Source organism: Kribbella sp. NPDC059898, from assembly GCF_042730855.1.
In the GTDB taxonomy this organism is placed as follows: domain Bacteria; phylum Actinomycetota; class Actinomycetes; order Propionibacteriales; family Kribbellaceae; genus Kribbella.
On the sequence record NZ_JBHWKR010000006.1, the window covers coordinates 56,215 to 74,179 of the forward strand.

Sequence of the window (17,965 nt, forward strand, 5' to 3'; positions counted from 1 at the left end):
CGGTCAGACGCCCGGTTAGGCCTTGGTCAGCCAGTAGGTGAGTTGCAGGTTCTCTTCGGTGCCGGTGGCAACGCCGGACTCGGACGGGGCCGACTGGTTCAGCTCGACGGCGAGGACCTCGCGGGCGATCTCGTCGGCGTGCTTGCCGAGGGCATCGGACAGTTCGGCGTCGGTCGAGGTCAGCCAGACCTTGATCCGGTCCGACACCTCGAGGCCGGCGTTCTTCCGGGCCTCCTGCAACGTGCGGACCACCTCACGCGCCAGGCCGGCCTGCTTCAGCTCCGGCGTCACCTCGAGGTCGAGGGCAACGGTCTCGCCCTGCTCGTTGACCACCGACCAGCCTTCCTTCGGCCGCTCGGACACCAGCACCTCGGCGGCGCTGACCTCGACGTCCTCGCCGTCGACGACGACGGTCGCCGTACCGGACTCCTTCAGCGCGGCCGCCAGCGCACCGGCGTCCGCCGCCGCGATCGCCGCCGCGACCACCGGGGTCTGCTTGGCGAACCGCTTGCCGAGCTCCCGGAAGTTGCCCTTGGCAGCGAACTCGACCAGGTCCGCCCCGGCCGACGACAGCGGCGCGACGGTGCCGACGTTCAGCTCGTCGGCGATCTCCTGGAGCAGCTCGGGGGACAGGTCCGCGATCGCGGCGGATCCGACCAGCGCCCGGGCCAGCGGCTGCCGGGTCTTCACCTTCGCCTCGGCGCGGGCCGACCGGCCGAGCTCGACGACCCGGCGGGCCATCGACATGTGCTGCGCCAGTACGTCGTCGATCAGCGTCGCGTCGTACGCCGGGAAGCTCGTCAGGTGCACGGACTCCGCCAGGCCGGGGGTGACCGGGCGGAACACGTCCTGCCAGACCCGCTCGGTGACGAACGGCATCAGCGGCGCCAGCACCCGGGTCAGTACGTCGAGCGTCTCGTGCAGCGTCGCCAGCGCGCCGGTGTCACCGGCCCAGAACCGGCGGCGCGAACGGCGGACGTACCAGTTCGAGAGCACGTCGACGAACGAGTTGATCAGCGAACCGAGCCGCTGCGTGTCGAATGCGGCGTACGCCTCGTCGGTGTCGCGGACCAGCCGGTGCGTCTCGCTCACCAGCCACCGGTCGAGCACACTCCGCTCCGGCACCGCCGGCGCGTCGGCAGGCGACCAGTCGGCGAGCCGCGCGTAGAGCGCGTGGAACGCGACCGTGTTCCAGTAGGTGATCAGTACCTTCCGGGTGATCTCGTTCAGTACGTTCGGCCCGATGCCGCGCGCCTTCCACGGCGACCCGGAGGCGGCCATGAACCAGCGCACCGCGTCCGCGCTGTGGTTGTCCATCAGCGGGATCGGCTCGAGGATGTTGCCCAGGTGCTTGGACATCTTCCGGCCGTCCTCGGCCAGGATGTGCCCGAGGCAGACCACGTTCCGGTACGACGACTCGTCGAAGACCAGCGTGCCGATCGCCATCAGCGTGTAGAACCAGCCGCGGGTCTGGTCGATCGCCTCGGAGATGAAGTCCGCCGGATAGGTCTGCGCGAACTTCTCCTGCGAGCCCTCCGCCCACGGGTAGCCCCACTGCGCGAACGGCATCGAGCCCGAGTCGTACCACGCGTCGATCACCTCGGGAACCCGGTGCGCCTCCTCGCCACACTGCGGGCAATCGAACGTGATGTCGTCGACGTACGGCCGGTGCGGGTCGGTGCCGCTCAGGTCGCGGCCGGCCAGCTCGCCCAGTTCGGCCAGCGAGCCGACGCAGACCTGGTGGTCCTCGGCGCAGCGCCAGATCGGCAGCGGCGTACCCCAGTAGCGCGAGCGGGAGACGGCCCAGTCGATGTTGTTCCGCAGCCAGTCGCCGTACCTGCCCCACTTCACCGACTCCGGGTACCAGTTGGTCTGCTCGTTCTCGCGGAGCAGCGCGTCCTTGACCTGGGTGGTGCGGATGTACCAGGACGGGAGCGCGTAGTACATGACCGGGGTGTGGCAGCGCCAGCAGTGCGGGTACGGGTGCTCGTACGGGACGTGCTTGAACAGCAGGCCTCGGGTCTTGAGGTCTGCGACCAGGTCCTCGTCGGCCTTCTTGAAGAACTGCCCGCCGACCAGCGGTACGTCGGCGTTGAAGTGCCCGGTCGTGTCCACCGGGTTCACCACGGGCAGGTTGTACGCGCGGCCCACCGCGAGGTCGTCCGCACCGAACGCGGGGGACTGGTGGACCAGACCCGTACCGTCCTCGGTGGTCACGTACTCCGCGAGTACGACGTAGTGCGCCGGCTCGTCGAACGGCACCAGCTCGAACGGCCGCTGGTACGTCCAGCGCTCCATGTCGCGGCCGCCGTACTCACCGGTGACCGTCCAGCCCTCGCCGAGCCGGTCCAGCAGTGGCTTGGCCACCACTAGCGACTCGTTACCGTCGGTGGCCACGACGTACTCGACGTCGGGGTGTACGGCGACGGCCGTGTTCGACACCAGCGTCCACGGGGTGGTCGTCCAGACAAGCAGCGACGCCTGGCCGGCCAGCGGGCCGGAGGTCAGCGGGAAGCGGACGTACACCGACGGGTCGACGACCGTCTCGTACCCCTGGGCAAGCTCATGGTCCGACAGGCCGGTGCCGCAGCGCGGGCAGTACGGCGTGATCCGGTAGTCCTCGACCAGCAGTCCCTTCTCGTGGATCTGCTTGAGCGACCACCAGACCGACTGGACGTACTCCGGGTCCATCGTCTTGTACGGGTGTTCGAGGTCGACCCAGTAGCCCATCCGGACCGTCAGTTCGTTGAACGCGTCCACGTGCCGGAGCACCGACTCGCGGCACTTCGCGTTGAACTCGGCGATCCCGTACGCCTCGATGTCCGGCTTGCCGTTGAAGCCGAGCTCCTTCTCCACCGCGACCTCGACCGGGAGGCCGTGGCAGTCCCAGCCGGCCTTGCGCTCGACCCAGAAGCCCTTCATGGTCCGGTAGCGCGGGAACACGTCCTTGAAGACGCGGGCCTCGATGTGGTGGGTGCCGGGCATGCCGTTCGCGGTCGGCGGGCCTTCGTAGAACGTCCACGGCGTACCGCCGGCGGACTGTTCGAGGCTCTTGGCGAAGGTGTCGTGCTCGTCCCAGAGGGTGAGCACCTCCCGCTCGAGCGCGGGGAAGTCGACCTGGGCGGGGACCTGCCGCCAGGGGGTGCCAGGGGTATGCGCTGCCGCCATGTTGTGCGTCCTTCGTCACGTCCTGCTCTGCTGGACGAGGGACGAAGCACCCGGACCGAGCCGGCTACCGCGCGGTACCACCCTCCTTGGTGACCCTGAGTACGGTCACCCACTTCCTTTACGACACGCTGCCGGTTCTAATAGGTCCCTACGGACTGTTCTTCCGGCGGCTCCGGGGTGATGGCCCCATCACTGCCTTGCGGTTCGCGGTTGTCAGTGTACGGCGTTGTACCAGGTGACTACGAATCGTTAATGAGTGGTGCAGTAAGAATTCGGCCATGAGAATTCTGCTGCGGGTCAAGCCGGGGGCTTCCAGGACAGCGGTCGGCGGCCGGTACGACGGGCCGTCCGGACCGGCGCTGGTGGTTGCGGTGGCGGCCCGTGCAGTGGAGGGACAGGCGACGAAGGCTGTCCTGACGGCGGTCGCCGCGGAGTTCGGCGTACGGCGGTCCGCGGTGCGACTGGTGCGTGGTGCGACCAGCAGGGACAAGCTGGTCGAGGTGGAGGGGGAGGAGAGGGACATCCGGGAACGGCTCGAGCGACTACTGGGTTGACCTGGGAAGTGTTACGGACAGTGATGTCTGCAACACGCTTGTGATGTGCGGAACATCGAGCGGACTTGAAGAACCGACTACCTTATGTCCACGGTCTGCGAGTCGGGCTGGCACGGGCTTTACCCGTGTCCTACTGTCTTGCGACCGGTCCGCTCCAGTCTCCGACGAAGGCAGGGGGTAGCTGACCATGGCTACATCGGCACCGAAGAAGTCCGCCCCCCAACGCACGGCCGCGGCCAAGAAGAGTGCCGCCAAGAAGTCAGAGCCGGTTCAGAAGACAGCGGCTCGGAAAAGCCCGGCGAAGACCTCGCCGGCCAAGAAGACCTCCGCGGTGAAGAAGCCGGCACCGGCCACCGCGGCGAAAAGCACAGCGGCTAAGACCCCTGCCAAGAAAGCTCAGACGAAGAGGGTGGCCATGAAGACCAACGAGAACAGGAGCCCGGCGACGGCGCCGGCGAAGTCCGCAGCACACACGGCCGAGACCTTCATGGTGAAGCCGGGCGAAGACCCGTGGACCGCGGCCGAGATCGCCGAGCTGCGCACGGAGCTCGAGGGTGAGGTCGAGCACCTCAAGCAGGAGATTCGCAACGCCGAGCAGGAGATCGTGGGCCTGTTCCGGGACGGCAGCGACGGCGCCGGCAACGACCAGGCGGACGTCGGCTCCACCACCCTCGAGCGGTACCACGAGCTGTCGCTGGCCGACAACGCCCGCGACATGCTGAACCAGATCGAGTTCGCGCTGACCCGCCTCGACGACGGCACGTACGGCGTCTGCGAGAACTGCGGCAACGCGATCGGCAAGGGTCGGCTGCAGGCATTCCCGCGTGCGACACTGTGTGTCTCATGCAAAGAACGCCAGGAACGCCGCTGAACGACCCCACCTCGTCCCCTCAGGTGGAGGACGCAGCCACCCCCGAACCGGCCGACTCCCCGTCGGCCGGTTCTCCGTCGTCCACCCCGGCAGAACCGGCGACGGTGGGAGCCCCGAGCACGACCTCCAACGGCGGGGCAGCGGCCGCAGGCGGAAGCAACTCCGCACCTGAAGGTGCGGACTCCTCCACCAACACCTCTGCGGCCGATGTCGCCGCCACGGGCGGCGAGGCCGGCGGTGGGGAGGACGGCTCCGCGGCCACCTCCTCCTCCAGGGCCGATGTCGCCGGAGGCGGCGAGGCCGGGAAGCGGTCGTGGAAGTGGACTGTGGTCTTTGGTGGTGTGGGGTTGGTGGTGTTGTTCCTGGATCAGTTGACCAAGGCTTTGGCGTTGGCTCATCTGACGCCGGGTGAGCCGGTGAACGTGATCGGCAGCCTGCTCAAGTTCAACCTGATCCGGAACTCCGGCGCCGCCTTCAGCCTCGGCGCCGGTTACACGCCGTACATCAGCGCCGTCCAGATCATCGTCGCGATCGGCGTGATCTACCTCTCCCGCAAGCTCGGCTCCGTCGGCTGGGCGATTGCCTTCGGGCTGCTGTTCGGCGGCGCGGTCGGCAACATCCTGGACCGGATCTTCCGCGAGCCGTCCCCGTTCCACGGGCATGTGGTCGACTTCCTGCAGACCCCGCACTGGGCGATCTTCAACGTCGCGGACATGGCCGTCACCTCGGCCGCCGTACTGCTGGTGATCCAGACCCTGCGCGGCATCAAGCTCGACGGCACCCGGGAGCAGCGCAAGTGAGCGCCAGAACCGTGATCGTGCCCGACGGTCTCGCGGGGGAGCGGCTGGACGCGGCACTGTCGCGGCTGTTCGGCGTCTCCCGGACCAAGGCCGCCGAGCTGATCGAGTCCGGCCTGGTCCACGTCGACGGTTCCCCGGCGCCGAAGTCCTCCCGGGTCGCGGCCGGCGTACTGCTCGACGTCGAGCTTCCCCCGCCGCCGTCCGAGGTCACCGTCGTACCGGAGACCGTCGACAACCTGCGGATCGTGTACGACGACGACGAGATCGTCGTGGTGGACAAACCCGTCGGCGTCGCCGCGCACCCGTCGCCCGGCTGGACCGGCCCGACCGTGATCGGCCACCTCGCCGGCGCGGGCTTCAGCATCTCCACCAGCGGCGCCGCCGAACGCAAGGGCATCGTCCACCGCCTCGACGTGGGTACGTCGGGCCTGATGGTGGTCGCGAAGACGGAGTACGCCTACACCGTCCTCAAGCGCGCCTTCAAGGAGCGCACGGTGAAGAAGATCTACCACGCGCTCGTGCAGGGCCATCCCGACCCGTTCACCGGTACGGTCGACGCCCCGATCGATCGGCATCCGCACCACGACTACAAGTTCGGCGTGGTGGCCGGCGGGAAGCCGAGCGTCACGCACTACGAGACCCTCGAGGCGTTCCGCTACGCGACCCTCCTGGAGATCACCCTGGAGACGGGCCGCACGCACCAGATCCGCGTCCACATGTCCGCGATCGGCCACCCGTGCTGCGGCGACCTCACGTACGGCGCCGACCCGGTCCTCGCCGAACGCCTCGGCCTCTCCCGCCAGTGGCTGCACGCGATGCGCCTGGGCTTCACCCACCCCGGCACCGGCGAGTACGTCGAGTTCACCTCGGAGTACCCCGAAGACCTCGACCACGCCCTTGATCTGCTCGTCGACGGCTAGCTCTCGTTCTTCGTTCCCTGGACGACGAGGTACTCGGCCGGCGCGCCGCTGACATAGATCGAGACGAGCTTCGAGCGCAGCGCGTCCCACTCGCCGCGCTGGTCGAGCAGGCCGCGCAGCATCATCAACGGGCCGAAATGTGTCGCGGTCCAGTCGACGGCCTCTTCCGGCGAGTCGAACGGTGCGAGTGGCACGGTTTCGCGGGCGAACTCGAGGATGACCCCGGCATCGGCGAACAACTCGCGGACATGGGATTCGTCGCCCCACAGCAGCGGTGGCTGGACGAACGGCGGAGCCGGCGGCGCGTAACTCCCGAGCATCCGGAAGAAGGTCCCCTGGAGTCCCTCCGGCGTCCAGCTCGTGCAACCGAAGCGGCCGCCGGGCCGTAGCACCCGGACCAGTTCGCGGGCGGCGACCGCGTGCCGCGGAGCGAACATCACGCCGAACGTCGACAGCACCACGTCGAAGCTCTCGTCCGCCCACGGGAGCTCCTCCGCATCTCCTTCGACCCACTCCACCTCGACCCCGGCCTCGGCGGCGAGCGCCCGGCCGGCCGGGAACAACTCGGGCGTCAGGTCCACACCGACGACCTTGCCGCCGGCCTCGGCTGCCCGCAGCGCGGCGTTCCCCGTGCCACACGCGACGTCCAGCACCTCCTCGCCCCGTCCGATCCCGACGCGGCGCACGAGTCGCTCACCGACGTCCCACAGCTGCATCCTCGCCACCGCGGGGAAGTCACCGGCAGCCCAGCTCGCTCGCGCGTGCTGCTTCAGCTCGGCAAGCATCGGTAGTTCTTGGGTCGTCATGGTCGTTTCCTTCCGGTTGGTTGGTGTCCCCACAACGTAGGAAGTCCGGCCGGACCCGCACATGAGGCGAACGCCTCATGACAGCAGCGGTACGGCGCACGACTCTGGCGGCATGAACGACGTACGGAGAAGTCTCGCGGCGGGCGTGATCGCCGCACAGTTGCTGTTCGCCGGGGGCTGGCTGGTCCTCGGCGCAACGGAAGGCCACGGCTATTCGGCCACGCGGCACGACATCAGCGACCTCGGCGCACTGACCGCACAGCATGCGACGGCGTACCGGCTCACCGTAGGGATCGCGGGCCTCGTGACGATCGCCTTCGCGCTCCTCGCACTGCGTCCGAGCCTGCGATCCGCGGGCCGGGCGGGTGTCGCCGGCGCCTGGCTGGTCGCGCTGTCGCTGCCAGGTCTCGACACGATGAGCGACGCGTTCTTCCAGCTCGACTGCCGCGCCGCCGACGCCGGATGTACGCCGTCGGACGCGTTCGGGTCGTGGCACGGCAAGGCGCACCTGATCTCGTTCGTGATCTCGGCGCTGGCCACTGTCGCAGCACCCTTCGTGCTGTCCCGAGCCATGCGCCGCGTCGACGGCTGGCGTGAACTGGCCGTACCGGCCCGGGCGTTCGGGATCTTGACGTTCCTCCTGCTGGCGGTGACCGGCGCGACCTCGGGTACGACGGTGCAAGGCCTGACGCAACGTGTGGCCGCGGTCGTGATCACGGCGGCCGTCGCCTTCCTGGGTTGGCGTGTGCTCCGCCTGACCAGCCGGTCGCCCCGGACGGCGACGCTGATGGCCGGGCGTTAGGTCCTGCGGACCGGGTCCGGTTCGAAGCTGCCGACCAGGCCGTGGCTGGTCGCGAAGAGGGTCGCCGCGGCGCGGCTGCTCACGCCGAGCTTCGCGTAGACGTGTTCGACATGGTTCGAGACAGTCTTTGGTGTGACGCCGAGTTCCCGGGCGATCTGCTTGTTCGGCCGGCCGCGGGCGAGCAGCGTGAGCACCTCCACCTCGCGGCCGGTGAGCCCCGCCGGGCCTTCCCGGCGGGCGGTGGCCCGGTGACCGGCGGCTCGCAGTACCGCCTCGGACGCGTTGGGGTCGAGGCGTCCCGCGCGTACCTCGGAGCGGAGTTGGGTGGCGGCGGCGTCGCCGATCAGGGGCACCCGGTGCGGGCGCGGCTCGGTCATCGCGTGGTACGCGTCCGCGGCGGCCAGGATCCGGTCGGCGGCTGTCAGCGAGGCCGCCGTCAGGCCGCGTGGGTAGCCCGAACCGTCGAGTCGCTCGTGATGGCGTTCGGCGATCGTCCGGCTCGGTGCGATCGCCGGGATGCCGAGCAGCATCTTGCCGGTCAGGTAGGGATGCAGGTCCACGCGGTCCCGTTCGAGGGCGGTGAGCGGTCCCGGCTTGTCCCAGATCGTGTTGGAGACGCCGAGCCGCCCGAGGTCGTGCAGCAGGCCGGCGCGGTACAGCCGCGTCCGCTCCGCCTCCGGCAGGCCAGTGAACCTGGCCGCTTCGGCGGCGAGGTTGGCAACGCCTCGCGAGTGACCCGCGTGGTACGGCGACTTGAGGTCGACCAGATCGGCCATTGCTTCGAGGACCTCGTCGAGCTCGGTCCCCGACACGCGCCGCGACAGCCGGGGCTCGGCCTCGAGCACCGTGGTCCAGTCCGTCGTCTCCAGTCCGGTCAGCACTTCGTCGGCCCACCGGACGAACAGGTCGGCGAGGCCGGGATCGAAGAGCGACCCGGCGTGCCTGCGTGCGGTCTCGGTCGCCGCGGGTACGCCGTGCCGCCGGGCCATCACCTCGATCGGGCCCGCGAACTGGACACACCGCGACGGCAGACTGATGTCCGTACCCCGCAGATGCATCGGGACGCCCTTCCCGTCCCACTGCTCGTAGGCCTGCCGCAGTGCCGCCACGGCTGCCGGACCGAGCCCGATCCGCGCAGCGAACTCCGAGCCGAGCGTGGCGTGGGTGGTGAGCCACGACTCGACCGTTCGCTTGCCGGTGACCGGGAAGGCGGCGAGACGCTTGACCCGAGCCAGCGCGCTGCCGTGCGCTCCGAGCCGGCTCAGGATGAAGGCGGCCGTCTGGACGGTGTTCATCGCGAGCATCTCGTAGCTGTCGCCTTTGAAGGAGATGTCGTCGCCGAACCACTCGGCCTGCTCCGCGGCGTCGGCATGGCAGTAGGCGTTCATCAGGAGACCGAGGTAGTACGTCGCCTCCCGCTCGGTGTCGGCGGCACCGGCCAGGTCGGCCAGTCGCAGCGCGATCACGGTCTGCCGCAGGCAATGCTCCATCGGCTGGCCCAGTCCCAGGTCGGCGGCGTACGACAGGGTCGCCACCAGCTCGGCGATCCTGACACTTCCCTCCGCGCCCGCCATGTCCCGAGTGTGCGCCGCCACGCCCCGAGTCCGGAACAGCCGCCGCCGCTCTCCGGATAGCGGGCGGGTGAGGGGCGCGCCGGTGAGGTGATTCCTGGACTGTCGGTGGCGCCACATAGGCTGTAGCGGTTCATCTGAATCGCGCCCTGGGAGGTCTGCGTCGATATGGCGTCCAGCGACAGTTTCGTGCATCTTCATGTGCACACGGAGTACTCGATGCTGGACGGCGCGGCGCGGATCGACGAGTTGTTCAAGACCGCCCAGGAGATGGGGCAGCCGGCGATCGCGACCACCGACCACGGGTTCGTGTTCGGCGCCTACGAGTTCTGGAAGACCGCGAAGAAGTACGACGTCAAGCCGATCATCGGCGTCGAGGCGTACCTGACGCCGCACACCCACCGGACCGAGCGCAAGCGGGTCAAGTGGGGCGACGCGAACTCGGGCCGCGACGACGTCTCCGGCTCCGGTGCGTACACGCACATGACGCTGCTGGCGAAGAACACGTCCGGCATGCACAACCTGTTCAAGATGAGCTCGCTGGCCAGCCTCGAGGGGTATTACTTCAAGCCCCGGATGGACCGCGAGTTGCTGAACACCTACGGCCAGGGCCTGATCGCGACCACCGGCTGCCCGTCCGGCGAGGTGCAGACCCGGCTCCGGCTCGGGCAGTACAAGGAGGCCATCGAGGCGGCCGCGGAGTTCCGCGACATCTTCGGCAAGGAGAACTTCTACTGCGAGCTGATGGACCACGGCCTCGGCATCGAGCGGGACATCCAGAAGGACCTGCTGAAGCTGGCCAAGGAACTCAACCTGCCGCTGGTCGCGACCAACGACCTGCACTACACCAAGCCCGAGGACTCCACCTCGCACGCCGCGCTGCTCTGCGTCCAGTCCGGCTCGACGCTCTCGGACCCGAACCGCTTCAAGTTCGACGCGAACGAGTTCTACGTGAAGACCGCCGCGGAGATGCGCGAGGTCTGGAAGGAGTTCCCGGAGGCGTGTGACAACACGCTGCTGATCGCGGAGCAGTGCGACGTCGGCTTCACCGAGGGCGAGGGCCGGTTCATGCCGCGCTTCCCCTGCCCCGACGGCCACAACGAGGAGTCGTGGTTCGTCTCCGAGGTCGAGACCGGGCTGCTCCAGCGGTATCCGGGCGGCGTGCCGGACGACGTCCGCAAGCGCACCGACTACGAGATCGAGATCATCGTCTCGAAGGGGTACGCCGGCTACTTCCTGGTGGTCGCCGACTTCATCAACTGGGCCAAGGCGAACGGGATCCGGGTCGGCCCGGGCCGTGGTTCCGGTGCGGGCTCGATGTGCGCGTACGCGATGAAGATCACCGACCTGGACCCGCTGCTGCACGGTCTGTTCTTCGAGCGCTTCCTGAACCCGGAACGTATGTCGATGCCCGACTTCGACATCGACTTCGACGACCGTCGCCGCCCCGAGGTGATCCGGTACGTCACCGAGAAGTACGGCGACGACCGGGTCGCGATGATCGTCACGTACGGAACGATCAAGGCGAAGCAGGCGATCAAGGACGCCGGCCGGGTGCTGGACTACCCGTTCGCGATGGGCGACCGGATCACCAAGGCGATGCCGCCCGCGGTGATGGGCAAGGACGTGCCGCTGTCCGGGATCTTCGACCCCTCGCACAAGCGGTACTCCGAGGCCGGCGAGTTCCGCCAGCTGTACGAGGGCGACCAGGACGTCCGCAAGATCGTCGACACCGCCCGCGGCCTGGAGAACCTGAAGCGCCAGTGGGGTGTGCACGCGGCCGGCGTGATCATGTCCAGCGAGCCGCTGATCGAGCTGATCCCGATCATGCGCCGCGACCAGGACGGTCAGATCATCACCCAGTTCGACTACCCGAGCTGCGAGACGCTCGGCCTGGTCAAGATGGACTTCCTGGGCCTGCGGAACCTGACGATCATGGACGACGCGGTCAAGAACATCGAGGCCGCGCACGGGATCCAGATCGACCTGGACAAGCTCAGCAAGGACCTCGACGACCAGCCGACGTACGACCTGCTCGCCCGCGGCGACACGCTCGGCGTGTTCCAGTTCGACGGCGGCCCGATGCGGGCGCTGCTGCGGCTGATGAAGCCGGACAACTTCGAGGACATCTCCGCGAGTACGGCGCTGTACCGGCCGGGCCCGATGGGCGCGAACAGCCACACCAACTACGCCCTCCGGAAGAACGGGCAGCAGGAGATCAGCTACCCGCACCCGGAGCTGGCCGAGGCGCTCGAGCCGGTGCTCGGCATCACCTACGGCCTGATCGTGTACCAGGAGCAGGTGATGGAGATCGCCCAGCGCCTGGCCGGCTACTCGCTCGGCAAGGCGGACCTGCTCCGCCGCGCGATGGGCAAGAAGAAGCGCGAGGTCCTGGACGCGGAGTACGTCGGCTTCTCCGAGGGCATGAAGGCGAACGGGTACTCCGAGGCGTCGATCAAGGCGCTCTGGGACATCCTGCTGCCGTTCTCCGACTACGCGTTCAACAAGGCGCACTCCGCGGCGTACGGGCTGGTCTCGTACTGGACCGCGTACATGAAGGCGAACTACCCGGCGGAGTACATGGCCGCGGTCCTGACGTCGGTGAAGGACGACAAGGACAAGATGGCGATCTACCTGAACGAGTGCCGCCGGATGGGCATCAAGGTGCTGCCGCCGGACGTCAACGAGTCCGACTCGAACTTCACCCCGGTCGGCACCGACATCCGCTTCGGGCTGTCCGCGATCCGCAACGTCGGCGTGAACGTGGTCGCCGAGATCGTCGCGGCCCGCGAGGAGAAGGGCCGGTTCACCGACTTCGTCGACTTCATCGACAAGGTGTCGCTGCCGGTCTGCAACAAGCGCGTGATCGAGTCGCTGTCCAAGGCCGGCTCGTTCGACTCGATGGGGCACGCGCGGCGCGCGGTCGTCGCGGTGCACGAGCAGGCCGTCGACGAGGCCATCGACCTGAAGCGGAACGAGGCGCACGGCCAGTTCGACCTGTTCTCGATGGGCGACGACGACGCGGACGAGGGCGAGGGCAACAGCCGGCTCACCGTCACCGTGCCGGAGATCGAGGAGTGGGACAAGGCCACCAAGCTGGCGCACGAGCGCGACATGCTCGGACTGTACGTGTCCGACCACCCGCTGTTCGGCGTCGAGCACGTGCTGACCAACGGCTCGGACTGCACGATCGGTCAGTTGCTCGCCGACGAGGATCGTCCGGACGGCAGCCGGGTGACGATCGGCGGCCTGGTCACCGCGGTCCAGCGGAAGGTGAACAAGCGCGGCGACATCTACGCGATCGTGACGATCGAGGACCTCGAAGGTTCGATCGAGGTGATGATGTTCTCCTCGGCGTACCAGTTGCACGCGCACCTGCTCAGCAACGACGCGATCATCCTGATGAAGGGCCGGATCCGCCGCCGCGAGGACCGGGTCGAGCTGAGCGGCGACGAGGTCGTCGTACCGGACCTGACCGAAGGCCCGAGCGGCCCGGTCGTCCTGACCATGCCGGTGAACCGCTGCACCCCTCCGGTCGTCGACTCGCTCCGCGACATCCTCCAGTCCCACCCCGGCATGACCGAGGTCCACCTCCGCCTCCAGGCCCGCCAGAAAACCACCGTCATGCGCATTGGCGACCGCTTCCGCGTAACCCCCACCTCCTCCCTGATGGCCGACCTCAAAGCCCTCCTCGGCCCCTCCTGCCTGGCCAGTTGACGGCTATGCGTCACACTGGCGTCGTGAGTCAACCGGAGTCGTTTCAGTCTGCGCCGTACGGGGCGCCGTCGTCGGTCGGTCCTTTGGGAGGGGCGGCGGTGGGGGAGTCGCGGATGCCGTGGGCCAAGGCTGTGGTGGTGACGGTGGTGGTGTTCCTGGTGGCCGGGGTGGTGGCCGGGTGGGCTTGGCAGCAGTTCTCGCCGTTGGCGCAGTACACGGTGGACGACCGGGGCGGGGAGCTCGGCGAGGAGCAGATGACGCGGATCTTCGGTCCGGACGGGACGTTCACCGCGATCGGGTTCGTGGTCGCCGTGGTGCTCGGCGGTGCGTTGTTCTGGTGGTTGCGTAACCACGGTCCGTGGTCGGTCGCGATCGTTGCGCTCGGCGCCTGTCTCGGCTCGGGCGTCTCGTGGGGCGTCGGCATGCTGCTCGGGCACGACCCGCTCGACCCGCGGTTGCGGGCGGCGCACGTCGGCGATCTGGTGAATGCGCCGCTGGAGCTGCACACCTGGACGCCACTGGTGTCGTGGCTGGTCGGGGCGGCGTTGGTGTGTGCGGTGATCGCGGCCGCGACCTGGCGCGCGGAGCCTGTTGCAACCACTTCGCAACCTCCTGCGTCAGAGCCTGCACCGCCGGTCCACTAACCTTTGCAGGTCCGGCGGTGAGGCCACCGGAGCCAGCGAGGGAGCATATGTCCGACCAGAACCAGCCACCGAACTACCCAGGTGCCGGCGGCCAGCAGCCGCAGTACGGTCCGCCGCAGGGCCAGAACGTCCCGCCGCAGCAGGGCCGTCCGGGTCCGCAGCAGCCGGGCCAGCAGGGCTACCCGCAGCAGGGCCAGCAGTACGGCGGCCCGCAGCAGGGTGGCCAGCAGTACGGCGGGCCGCAGCACGGGGGTCCGCAGCCGGGTGGTCCGCAGTACGGCCAGCAGTACGGCCAGCAGTACGCGCAGCAAGGCGCCTCGCAGTACGGGCAGTCGGCGCAGGGGTCGTACGAGCAGCTGCACATCGGCGGGCAACCGCCGCAGGGACCCGGGTACGGCGGTCCGCAGCAGTGGCAGCCGGAGCCGAAGAAGAAGCGCGGCAAGCTGATCCCGATCGTCGCGGCGCTCGCGATGGTGCTGGTGGTCGCCGGCGGCGGCATCTTCGCCTACGGCAAGCTCGGTGGCGGCGGCAAGCAGCCGGCCGATGTACTGCCGGGCACCGCGGTCGGGTACGCCCGCATCGACCTGAACCCGTCGGCCGGCCAGAAGGTCAACGCGATCCGGTTCATGATGAAGTTCCCGTCGGTGAAGGACAACCTCGGGCTCACGGGTGAGCAGGACGACCTGCGGCAGAAGCTGTTCGAGCAGATCAAGAAGTCGGCCGGCAGCGATCTCGCGGACGTCGACTACGACAAGGACATCAAGCCGTGGCTGGGCGACCGCGCCGGGTTCGCCGCGCTGCCGCCCGCCGAGGGCAAGAGCTCGCCGGTCCCGGTGGTCGCCGTCCAGGTGAAGGACCAGGACGCGGCGAACAAGGGCATGGACAAGCTGCTCGCGCACGAGGACAAGAAGCCGGGCCGGGCGTTCACCGACGGCTACATGATCCTCGGCGAGGACCAGGCGACCGTCGACTCGGCCGTCGCCGCCGCGAAGGACAACCCGCTGAGCAAGAACGCCAAGTACAAGGCGGACATGGACAAGCTCGGCGAGCAGGGCTTCGTCTCCGGCTGGGCGGACATGAAGGCGATCGCGTCGATGAGCGGCAAGGTCGAGTCCAGCCAGCTGGCCGGTCTCGGTGACGCGACCGCGGCCGTGGCGCTGCGGTTCGACCCGTCGTACGTCGAGCTGAAGGCGATCGGGCACGGCGACAAGAGCGTCAAGGTCGGGTCCGCGAACGCCGGGGACGTGATCAGCAAGCTGCCGGACACCACGGCGGGCGCGATCGCGGTCTCCGGTGGCGAGTCGCTGATCGACACCGCCTGGCAGCAGATCCAGAAGTCCGGCGGCGAGAACCTGCAGCCGATGATCGACCAGATCACCGAGGAGACCGGCCTGAAGCTGCCGGACGACCTGAAGACGCTGGCCGGCAAGAACCTCGCGGTCGCGATGGACAAGGACACCGCGAACGGCCCGAAGGTCGCGATCCGGATGGAGACCGACCCGTCGAAGGCCGAGCCGGTGGTGCAGAAGCTGACCACGCTGCTCCGCGAGCGGTCGTCGGCGAACATCCCGATCGAGACCGCGAAGGACGACAAGACGCTGGTGGCGGCGACCAGCAAGGAGTATGCCGACGAGGTGCTGAAGGGCGGCAACCTCGGCTCGACGGACGGCTTCAAGCAGGCGGTGCCGGACACCAAGAACGCGGTGATGATCGGGTACGTCGATTTCGCCGCCCTCGGCTCGCTGAGCCCGCGGGTCTCCGACAACAAGGACCTGGCCGCGCTGAAGTCGGCGGGCATCGTCTCCCGCTCGACCGGTGACGGCGAGGGCGAGTTCACACTGCGGGTCGTTGCCAAGTAGTCAGTAGTTGCCGAAGAAGCCCCGGACCATTTTTTTGGCATCCGGGGCTTCTTCGTATGTCGAAAAGCCCGGGACGGCTTCTACCTCTGAGTGAAAGCGCCACTTCACACCACGAGGAGAACCACGATGAACCACATCACCGAGATCCGGACCGTCGGCGTACCAGTGCGCGACCAGGACCGGGCGCTGGCGTTCTACACCGAGACGCTGGGCTTCGAGGTCCGGCTGGACGTACCGCTGCCGCAGTTCGGCGGCCGCTGGCTCGTCGTCGCCCCCGCCGGGTCGGTCGCGAGCATCGCGCTGGTCCCGGAGAGCGAAGGCAACCCGGCCGGCGTCGACACCGGCATCCGGATGGGCAGCCCGGACGCGAAGACCGCGCACCAGCACTTCCTGGACGCCGGCGTCGACACCGACGAGCTCCTCGAATGGCCGGGCACCCCGCCGATGTTCAGCCTCCGCGACCCCGACGGCAACCGCCTCTACATCTCGCAGGTCTGAACGGTGCCATCATCGGAGGATGAGGTGGAGCGCAACCGCCCTGCTGGTGATTGCGTTGGTGGGGTGCTCTGGTGGGGGAGAGGTACCGGTACCCGCGCCGGAGACGCCTGCCGCCTTTCCGGCGCCGGGGACTCAGGTCCTTGCGCCGGGTAAGGCGAAGGCGCTGCAGGACGAGCTGGCGCAGATCGTCCAGTTCCCCGACAGCCCGTCCGGTTCGCGCGGTGCCACGGCCGCGGTCGTCACCGACCGCTGGACCTGGTCGGGCGCCGCCGGAACGGACAGTCGCGGTACGCCGTTGCGCGCCGACACGAGCATGGCCGTCGCCAGCATCACGAAGACGTTCATCGCGGCCGAGGTACTGCTGCTCGCGAGCAAGGGCAGCCCCAACCTGGAGCTGCCGCTCTCGCGGTACGTCCCACACCGGCTGACCGCGAACTACGCGACCGTGCGGCAACACCTGGCGATGACGGCCGCCGTACCGGACTATCAGCCGGGCGACTTCGCCCGGCTCGACCGGGCTGCCGCGGCGGCGCCGGAGAAGCACTGGACGCTCGCGGAGTCGCTGAACTTCGTCGGCGACGGCCGGCTCGGTGAGCCCGGACAGGCCTTCATCTACAGCAATCCGAGCTACGTACTGCTCGGCATGCTGATCGAGAAGCTCACCGGGCTGCCGCTGGCCGCGGCGCTGCGCCGCGACCTGGCCGCGCCGGCGGGGCTGCGGCACGCCGCGTTCCAGGACGGGGAGAAGCCCCAGCCGCCCGCGGCCGTCGACGACGATCCGGCGTGCGGCGTGCCGGACGGCTACCTGCCGTGCCGTGCGTTCGCCAGCCTGGCCGCGGCCCCGGGCGGGCTGGCGGCCGACGCGCCGACCGTCGCTCGTTGGGGCTACCAACTGTACGGCGGGCGGGTGATCCCGGCCGAGCTGGTCAGCCAGATGACCGACGGCGACGGCCAGTACGGCCTCGGAACGATGCTGTTCACCCGTCAGTTCGGCCTCGGCGACGCGTACGGGCACCGCGGCGACATGCCCGACCACACCAGCCTGCTGGTCGTCGTTCCCGCGAAGCGCGTCTCGATCGCGCTGATCCTCGCCGACGGCGGACGCAGCATCGACCGCCGGATGGCCGAGCTGGCCAAGGCCGTCGAACCCTTGCTCAGCTGACCCGGTAGCGGATGTGGGTCGCCTGCGGAGTGTCGATCACGCGGGCGATCTCCAGCTCGATGCGGTGCGGAAGTACGTCGAACAGTCGCAGACCGCTGCCGAACAGCACCGGCACCTGGCTCAGCTGCAACTCGTCGAGGACCCCGGCCGCCAACGCGGTCCGCGCCGTCATCGCACCGTGCACCAGCACGTCGCGATCACCGGCGGCTTCCTTCGCCCGCGCCATCGCGGTCTCGATGTCACCGACGAAGTGCACCTGCTCGTACGGCACCGCCGGCGGGTCGTGACTCACCACGAACAGCGGTACGCCGTGGTGGTCGCCGCCGTAGTAGTCGACCTGTTCCGCCGTACGCCGACCGACGACGACCGCCCCGGTCGCCTGCATCGCGTCCCAGATCGACCCGGCCTCGCCCGCGGGACGGCCGACCGACCCGTCGGGCTGCAGGTACCAGTCGTGCAGCCGCATGAAGTCGTCACCGCCGGGGTTGCCCGGCCGGTCGTGCGGCCCGGCGACGTACCCGTCGACGGACATCGACATCAACAGCACCGATGCGGACATAACGTTCCTCCAGACCGGGCGCGGCGCGCCCTCT

General features: G+C 68.9%; 14 protein-coding genes. 10 read left to right on the forward strand and 4 right to left on the reverse strand.

Annotated features, from left to right (window positions below; all coding sequences use genetic code 11):
- Positions 1–15 precede the first annotated feature (15 nt).
- Complete coding sequence (gene ileS, locus ACFV9C_RS20195; protein ID WP_380195630.1) at positions 16–3,168, reverse strand: isoleucine--tRNA ligase; 3,153 nt, start codon at positions 3,166–3,168, stop codon at positions 16–18.
- A gap of 278 nt (positions 3,169–3,446) precedes the next feature.
- On the opposite strand from ileS, the gene ACFV9C_RS20200 reads away from it, so the two are divergent.
- The 4 genes from ACFV9C_RS20200 (at position 3,447) to ACFV9C_RS20215 (ending at position 6,313) form a co-directional block, all read left to right on the forward strand.
- Positions 3,447–3,722: a DUF167 domain-containing protein gene (locus ACFV9C_RS20200; protein ID WP_380195632.1), complete on the forward strand. Its 276-nt coding sequence runs from the start codon at positions 3,447–3,449 to the stop codon at positions 3,720–3,722.
- A gap of 415 nt (positions 3,723–4,137) precedes the next feature.
- Positions 4,138–4,593, forward strand: coding sequence for a TraR/DksA family transcriptional regulator (locus ACFV9C_RS20205; protein ID WP_380195634.1), 456 nt, complete (start codon positions 4,138–4,140; stop codon positions 4,591–4,593).
- Entirely contained in the window at positions 4,566–5,393 is an 828-nt protein-coding gene (gene lspA, locus ACFV9C_RS20210; protein WP_380195636.1) for a signal peptidase II, read from the forward strand. Before ACFV9C_RS20205 ends, lspA begins: the two co-directional genes overlap by 28 nt.
- Positions 5,390–6,313, forward strand: a complete 924-nt coding sequence (locus ACFV9C_RS20215; protein ID WP_380195638.1) for an RluA family pseudouridine synthase — start codon at positions 5,390–5,392, stop codon at positions 6,311–6,313. Before lspA ends, ACFV9C_RS20215 begins: the two co-directional genes overlap by 4 nt.
- Here the strand turns inward: ACFV9C_RS20215 and ACFV9C_RS20220 are convergent.
- Positions 6,310–7,119 carry a class I SAM-dependent methyltransferase gene (locus ACFV9C_RS20220; protein ID WP_380195640.1) on the reverse strand — a complete coding sequence of 270 codons (810 nt, stop codon included), beginning with the start codon at positions 7,117–7,119 and terminating at the stop codon, positions 6,310–6,312. The two genes, ACFV9C_RS20215 and ACFV9C_RS20220, sit on opposite strands and share 4 nt — an antisense overlap.
- A gap of 112 nt (positions 7,120–7,231) precedes the next feature.
- Between ACFV9C_RS20220 and ACFV9C_RS20225 the strand changes: the two genes are divergently transcribed.
- Positions 7,232–7,921, forward strand: a complete 690-nt coding sequence (locus ACFV9C_RS20225) for a DUF998 domain-containing protein (protein WP_380195642.1) — start codon at positions 7,232–7,234, stop codon at positions 7,919–7,921.
- On the opposite strand, the gene ACFV9C_RS20230 is transcribed toward ACFV9C_RS20225, so the two are convergent.
- Positions 7,918–9,495 (reverse strand): HD domain-containing phosphohydrolase, encoded by a 1,578-nt coding sequence (locus tag ACFV9C_RS20230; protein ID WP_380195644.1) that lies wholly within the window; start codon positions 9,493–9,495, stop codon positions 7,918–7,920. The genes ACFV9C_RS20225 and ACFV9C_RS20230 overlap by 4 nt on opposite strands.
- A 165-nt stretch (positions 9,496–9,660) precedes the next feature.
- Here ACFV9C_RS20230 and dnaE point away from each other — a divergent pair, with 165 nt between their 5' ends.
- The 5 genes from dnaE (at position 9,661) to ACFV9C_RS20255 (ending at position 17,372) form a co-directional block, all read left to right on the forward strand.
- Positions 9,661–13,209: a DNA polymerase III subunit alpha gene (dnaE, locus tag ACFV9C_RS20235; RefSeq protein WP_380195646.1), complete on the forward strand. Its 3,549-nt coding sequence runs from the start codon at positions 9,661–9,663 to the stop codon at positions 13,207–13,209.
- Between the two features lie 113 nt (positions 13,210–13,322).
- A complete protein-coding gene (locus tag ACFV9C_RS20240) occupies positions 13,323–13,853 on the forward strand; it encodes a hypothetical protein (protein ID WP_380195648.1) in 531 nt (176 codons plus the stop codon).
- 47 nt (positions 13,854–13,900) lie between these two features.
- The gene (locus tag ACFV9C_RS20245) at positions 13,901–15,712 is read left to right on the forward strand and encodes a DUF3352 domain-containing protein (protein WP_380195650.1); all 1,812 of its coding nucleotides are present in this window, start codon (positions 13,901–13,903) and stop codon (positions 15,710–15,712) included.
- Positions 15,713–15,838: 126 nt separating this feature from the next.
- Positions 15,839–16,210, forward strand: a complete 372-nt coding sequence (locus tag ACFV9C_RS20250) for a VOC family protein (protein ID WP_380195652.1) — start codon at positions 15,839–15,841, stop codon at positions 16,208–16,210.
- A 19-nt stretch (positions 16,211–16,229) separates the two neighbouring features.
- Positions 16,230–17,372 (forward strand): serine hydrolase domain-containing protein, encoded by a 1,143-nt coding sequence (locus tag ACFV9C_RS20255; protein WP_380195654.1) that lies wholly within the window; start codon positions 16,230–16,232, stop codon positions 17,370–17,372.
- Here ACFV9C_RS20255 and ACFV9C_RS20260 read toward each other — a convergent pair.
- Positions 17,365–17,931 (reverse strand): dihydrofolate reductase family protein, encoded by a 567-nt coding sequence (locus ACFV9C_RS20260; RefSeq protein WP_380195656.1) that lies wholly within the window; start codon positions 17,929–17,931, stop codon positions 17,365–17,367. The two genes, ACFV9C_RS20255 and ACFV9C_RS20260, sit on opposite strands and share 8 nt — an antisense overlap.
- Between the last annotated feature and the right edge of the window lie 34 nt (positions 17,932–17,965).